Origin of the sequence: Chryseobacterium contaminans (genome assembly GCF_001684955.1) — a bacterium.
Taxonomy (GTDB): Bacteria; Bacteroidota; Bacteroidia; order Flavobacteriales; family Weeksellaceae; genus Chryseobacterium; species Chryseobacterium contaminans.
The window spans coordinates 1-5,433 of sequence record NZ_MAYF01000128.1 but is presented as its reverse complement, the minus strand read 5'-3'; the positions used below and the strand labels follow the sequence as shown (position 1 = coordinate 5,433).

The 5,433-nt window shown below is 38.0% G+C and carries 5 protein-coding genes and 1 pseudogene; 3 read left to right on the top strand and 3 right to left on the bottom strand.

Going from position 1 to position 5,433, the window contains the following annotated elements; translation table 11 throughout:
• Together BBH99_RS09270 and BBH99_RS09265 are read left to right on the top strand one after the other, a co-directional pair.
• A partial coding sequence (locus BBH99_RS09270; RefSeq protein ID WP_131799205.1) for an ATP-binding protein occupies window positions 1–283 on the top strand: 283 nt, incomplete at its 5' end.
• Window positions 273–959, top strand: a complete 687-nt coding sequence (locus BBH99_RS09265) for a response regulator transcription factor (RefSeq protein WP_066694878.1) — start codon at window positions 273–275, stop codon at window positions 957–959. The genes BBH99_RS09270 and BBH99_RS09265, both read left to right, overlap by 11 nt.
• A gap of 4 nt (window positions 960–963) precedes the next feature.
• On the opposite strand, the gene BBH99_RS09260 is transcribed toward BBH99_RS09265, so the two are convergent.
• The 3 genes from BBH99_RS09260 to BBH99_RS09250 all read right to left on the bottom strand — a co-directional run bounded on the left by BBH99_RS09260 (window position 964) and on the right by BBH99_RS09250 (window position 4,795).
• Window positions 964–1,791, bottom strand: coding sequence for an endonuclease/exonuclease/phosphatase family protein (locus tag BBH99_RS09260; protein ID WP_066694876.1), 828 nt, complete (start codon window positions 1,789–1,791; stop codon window positions 964–966).
• Window positions 1,792–1,890: 99 nt separating this feature from the next.
• Window positions 1,891–3,825 carry a M1 family metallopeptidase gene (locus BBH99_RS09255; protein WP_066694874.1) on the bottom strand — a complete coding sequence of 645 codons (1,935 nt, stop codon included), beginning with the start codon at window positions 3,823–3,825 and terminating at the stop codon, window positions 1,891–1,893.
• 88 nt (window positions 3,826–3,913) lie between these two features.
• Window positions 3,914–4,795 carry an SDR family oxidoreductase gene (locus BBH99_RS09250; protein ID WP_066694872.1) on the bottom strand — a complete coding sequence of 294 codons (882 nt, stop codon included), beginning with the start codon at window positions 4,793–4,795 and terminating at the stop codon, window positions 3,914–3,916.
• Window positions 4,796–4,920: 125 nt separating this feature from the next.
• On the opposite strand from BBH99_RS09250, the pseudogene BBH99_RS09245 reads away from it, so the two are divergent.
• Window positions 4,921–5,433: pseudogene (locus BBH99_RS09245) on the top strand (glycoside hydrolase family 92 protein); the annotation flags it as partial.

Here is a 5,433-nt window from a genome sequence, read left to right as displayed (position 1 = left end):
AAAATATGGAGCTTCTATCGTAACCATTAATACCAGTAATTCTGCTCAGCACTTGAAAATTGAAGTTTCTGATAATGGTAACGGTATGGAAAGTAAAGAACTGAAGAATATTTTTGAAAAATTCTACAGGATACAGGCCAATAATGTTCATAACAGCAAAGGCCTTGGGCTTGGGCTGTATTTTGTAAAAGAAATCATTACATCTTATCACGGTAAAGTTGATGTCTCCAGTCAACCCGGTGTGGGAAGTACCTTTAAAATAACCATTCCTTATGAAAATTAAAATCCTGCTGGCAGAAGACGATTCGGATTTTGGAACAATTCTTAAACAATATCTTGAACTGGAAGATTTTGAGATCAGCTGGTATCAGAACCCTGAAGATATCGTTCCGCTTATTACAACAGACTTCCCTTTTCAGATCGGCATTCTGGATGTTATGATGCCTAATATTGACGGTTTCTCACTTGCGAAAATGATATTAAAAGAACATAACAACTTTCCGCTTTTATTTTTAACAGCAAAAAACCAGAAAATTGACCGATTAACCGGATTAAAAATGGGTGCGGATGATTATATCCCCAAACCATGTGATCCGGAAGAATTGGTATTGCGAATCAGAAATATTCTGAAAAGAACTTTACCACCCACTATAGACCCTCAGATAAAAATCGGAGAATATTCTTTGGATACCCAAAAACTTCTTTTGTCTCATCCTAACGGCAATGTACGAATGACCGTCCGTGAACAGGAATTGCTATTATACCTTCTGAAGCATAACCATTCTACCATTACAAGGAATAATATCCTGGATAACCTGTGGGAAACCAATGATTATTTTACAGGAAGAAGCCTTGATGTATTTATCAGCAGGCTTCGTAAATATTTCAGCCATGATCCGAAAGTAAAAATCCAATCCCTCAGAGGAATTGGATTTGAAATTGATTTTCCAACCGATTAATAGTTTAAAAGGAAAGCTTCACAATAACCGGAAAATGATCCGATGGATAAAGGAGATTCTCTCTTCTGTCATTAATATGGCGGTGTGATCTTATTTTGAACCCGTTTGTAAAAATATAATCAATTCTTTCTTTAGGTATTTCGTTAACATTAAAAGCAGTAAAGGTTCCTACAGGCCCATAATGTTTCGTTTCCGAATGATAAAAAGTATCCTTCATATTCTGGGAAAGAATTTTAACCGGTTCTGTATCATCCGTAAGGTTAAAATCCCCGCTTACCGTTACCGGCAGATTTTTAGGATTAAGCTCTTTGATCTTTTTCAAAATCAGTTCTGAAGACTTTACTCTGGCTACATTTCCTATATGATCGAAGTGAAGATTCATCGCAAGAAATTCCTTTTTTGATTTTTTATCTTTAAAAACAGCATAGGTACAGATCCTGTTCAATGCCGCATCCCACCCTTTCGAGGGCTTTTCCGGAGTTTCAGACAACCAGAATGTCCCGGATTTTATCACTTCCAGCCTTTGAGTATCATAAAAAATAGCAGAAAACTCTCCTTTCTCTTTACCATCATCTCTTCCTACTCCAATATAATCATAATTCTTCAGCCCATTTTTTATATCCTTCATCTGCTCCGGAAGCGCTTCCTGAACTCCAAAATAATCGGGATGATAATAGGTTAGTAAATCTGCAACATCCTGCTTTCTCTCCGGCCATGCATTTTCTTTATCTGAAGCAACATTCAGCCTGATATTAAAGCTCATTACGGTAAGGTCCTGTGAAAATCCCCATGTACACAGCATCAGGAACATCATTGAAAATCTGAAATTCATAATTATTTTATCAATTTGAGACAAAAATAAGACTTCTCCGTGACAGAGAAGTCTTATTCATATGATAATAATGTTAAATTAATTCTTTTAAATAAGCCTTTATAATACCAGACTGTTATTATTCAAATTAGTATCAGGAATTTGAGAATCCGGATCTACCTTCACTTCTTTTATGGCCTTGTCAGAATCTACTTTGAAAGTCCATTCCGTATTTCGTTTCCAAACTTCGATAGGTATTTTGACATTTTTGACCGTTCCATCTGCAAATTTCAGTTGAACAGTGGTAGGCATCGGTAATTGACCTATATTTTCAACCGTGATCAGAGCACCTTTTTTAAAATCTCCGTCAATGTATTTGGCGCTCTTCACGCCCTGATCTATTTTCCACTTATTGAAGAACCATCCTCTCCAGAACCAGGTAAGCTCTTCTCCTGAAACATTCTCCATCGTATGGAAGAAATCCCAAGGAGTAGGATGTTTGAACGCCCAACGATCTATATAAGTTCTGAAAGCTTTATCAAATTTTTCAGGTCCCAAAATAGATTCTCTCAAAATGGATAAACCAGCTCCGGGTTTGTAATAGGCCAGAGCAGCAATACTTCTTTCCTTCATATTATCCGGTCCTACCATTACAGGCTCCAGATTATCATTCATAAAGAAATTTCCTGCCTGTCCTAAGCGCTTTTTCCTGTAATATTCTCCTTTGTTAAAGGCTTCTGTGGAAATCTCGTTGATAAATGTATTAAACCCTTCATCCATCCAGGCAAATAACCTCTCATTAGAACCTACGATCATAGGAAACCAGTTGTGCCCGAACTCATGATCTGTAACACCCCAAAGATCTTCCCCTTTAGAATCCATATGGCAGAAAACAATTCCGGGATATTCCATTCCTCCTTCATTTCCAGCCACATTGGTTGCCGCCGGGTAAGTATAGCCATACCATTTGTTCGAATAATGTTCTATTGCTGCTTTTGTATATTCAGTAGATCTTCCCCAGGCTTTTTCTCCTGCACTTTCTACAGGATAAGCGGAAATGGCTAATGATTTTTTTCCATTCGGAAGATTGATTCTCGCTGCATCCAAAATGAAGCCAGCAGATGATGCCCAGGCAAAATCACGTGCCTGAGTAATTTTAAACTTCCAGGTTTTTGTTCCTGAAGGTTTATTTTTACCAATTTCAGTTTCCGGACGAATCATTACTGTTTTATCACTATTTCTAGCCTGATTCCACCTGCTTATTTCTTCTTTGCTGTATACTTCATTTTCATTAAGAAGCTCTCCTGATGCCACTACATAATGATTGGCCGGTACAGTAATATTTGCCGTAATATCTCCATATTCCAGGTAAAATTCAGACGCACCTACATACGGAAGTGTATTCCATCCCATAACATCGTCATACACACACATTCTCGGATACCATTGCGCTATGGTAAAGATTTTACCATTTTTTGTATCTTGCACTCCCATTCTGTCTGATCCATATTCTGGGGAAACAAAGGAATATTCAATAGAAATTTTTGCAACTCCACCTCTTGCTTTTAGTTCTCCGGGAAGATCAATCTGCATTCTTGTATCTGTAATGGTGTATTTTACCTCTTTTCCATCAAGTTTTACAGATTTGATGGTGTATCCACCATCAAAAGTTTCTCCATGGGCTCCGTTTCTGCTTCCTGATAAAGGAACAACGGCATTGCCACGTGAATCTTTCGCAAACAGGTTCTGATCAAGCTGAAGCCAAAGGAAATTAAGCTTATCCGGACTATTGTTGGTGTATTTAATCTCTGCAGTACCTGTAATTTCTTTTTTACTTTCATTCAGACTGACATTCAAATGATAATCTGCTGAGTTCTGCCAATAGGCATGTCCCGGTTGTCCGCTTGCAGAGCGGGTTTCCGTACCTGTCTGAGGATAGAAGAAGGGTTTAAAGGCCTCTACATAATCATACTTTGGTGCTTCCTGCGCTGAAACGGTTCCGGAAAAAAAGAAAACCGTAATAGCAGAAACTAGGGCTGGAAATTTTAAATTCATTTGAAAATTATTACGAATATAACCTATAGGTAAAAAAAATGCCTGGAATTGTTACAAATCCAGGCTACTTTTTTAAAATAAAATTAATTTAGTTTGATTTTTTGGCTTTAATCATTGCTTCCAATGCATCCCACATTTCCCGTGGAATAGCTTCCAACATATTAAATTCACCTGCTCCCTGAAGCCATTCTCCACCATCAATAGTCACAACTTCACCATTCATATAAGCAGAATAATCCGAAACAAGATAAGCCGCAAGGTTTGCTAACTCCTGATGTTCTCCTACTCTTCTTAACGGAACTTTTTTCTTCATATCGAATTTTTCCTGCAGATCTCCCGGAAGAAGTCTATCCCAAGCCCCTTTTGTAGGGAAAGGTCCCGGAGCAATGGCATTGAAGCGGATTCCATATTTTGCCCATTCTACAGCCAGTGATCTTGTCATTGCCAAAACACCTGCTTTTGCACAGGCAGAAGGAACAACATAAGCAGAACCCGTCCAGGCATAAGTAGTAACAATATTCAGTACAGTTCCTGGAGTTTTAGATTCTATCCAGTGCTTTCCTACAGAAAGTGTACAGTTTTTAGTTCCTTTTAAAACAATATCTAAAATAGAATCAAAAGCAGAATGAGTCAGTTTTTCTGTTGGAGAAATAAAGTTTCCGGCTGCATTATTCAAAAGAATATCAATTTTTCCAAATTCTTTTAAGGCTGCTTCTTTCATTGCTTCCACCTCATCCCAATTTCTCACGTCGCATGCTACACACAGAACTTTACCACCTGTTTCTGCTTCCAGCTCTTTTGCAGTAGTCTGTAATTTTTCCAGGTTTCTTGAAGTGATCACCACATTGGCTCCCAGTTCAAGAAAATATTTCGTCATTGCTTTTCCAAGGCCGCTTCCGCCACCTGTTACAATTGCTACTTTATCTTTCAGTGCACCTTCGCGCAACATCGGTTGTGTATATAGACTCATAAAATATTTTTTCTTAAAAATAATAAATATTGAATGGATCACGATTAAAATAACAGCATAAATAATGTTATAAATAATATTCGTTGATTTTTATTTAATTTTATCTGTTAATAATCTATTCGCTTATGAAAAATCCGGGGACTTCCATTTTTGCCGCATTACTGTTTTTCAGTGTATATGGTAATGCTCAAAAATTTGAAAAACTCTATCAATATGTAAACCCGCTCATCGGGACTGAAAAAATGGGACATACCTATCCTGGTGCTACGGTTCCTTTTGGAGCCATACAACTAAGCCCTGAAACCGATACTATTTCGTATGAACTTAACGGGAAATACAATGGAGAAGTCTATAAATATTGCGCAGGCTACCGTTACGAGGACAAAACTATCACAGGATTCAGCGCTACTCATTTCAGTGGTACAGGCCATTCTGATCTTGGAGATTTTCTGATAATGCCTACTGTGGGAGCCATTCAGCTTAATCCCGGAACTGCAGCCAACCCTGGAAACGGATATAGAAGCAGGTTTTCACATCAGAACGAAAAAGCAGAAGCCGGATATTACCGGGTAAAACTTGACGATCATAATATTCTGGCAGAGTTAACAGCCACTCCAAGAGTTGGAGTTCACCGATAT

Coding starts and splice junctions, on each gene's coding strand:
- BBH99_RS09265 (WP_066694878.1), top strand. CDS start 273: ATGAAAATTAAAATCCTGCTGGCAGAAGACGATTCGGATTTTGGAACA.
- BBH99_RS09260 (WP_066694876.1), bottom strand. CDS start 1,791: ATGAATTTCAGATTTTCAATGATGTTCCTGATGCTGTGTACATGGGGA.
- BBH99_RS09255 (WP_066694874.1), bottom strand. CDS start 3,825: ATGAATTTAAAATTTCCAGCCCTAGTTTCTGCTATTACGGTTTTCTTT.
- BBH99_RS09250 (WP_066694872.1), bottom strand. CDS start 4,795: ATGAGTCTATATACACAACCGATGTTGCGCGAAGGTGCACTGAAAGAT.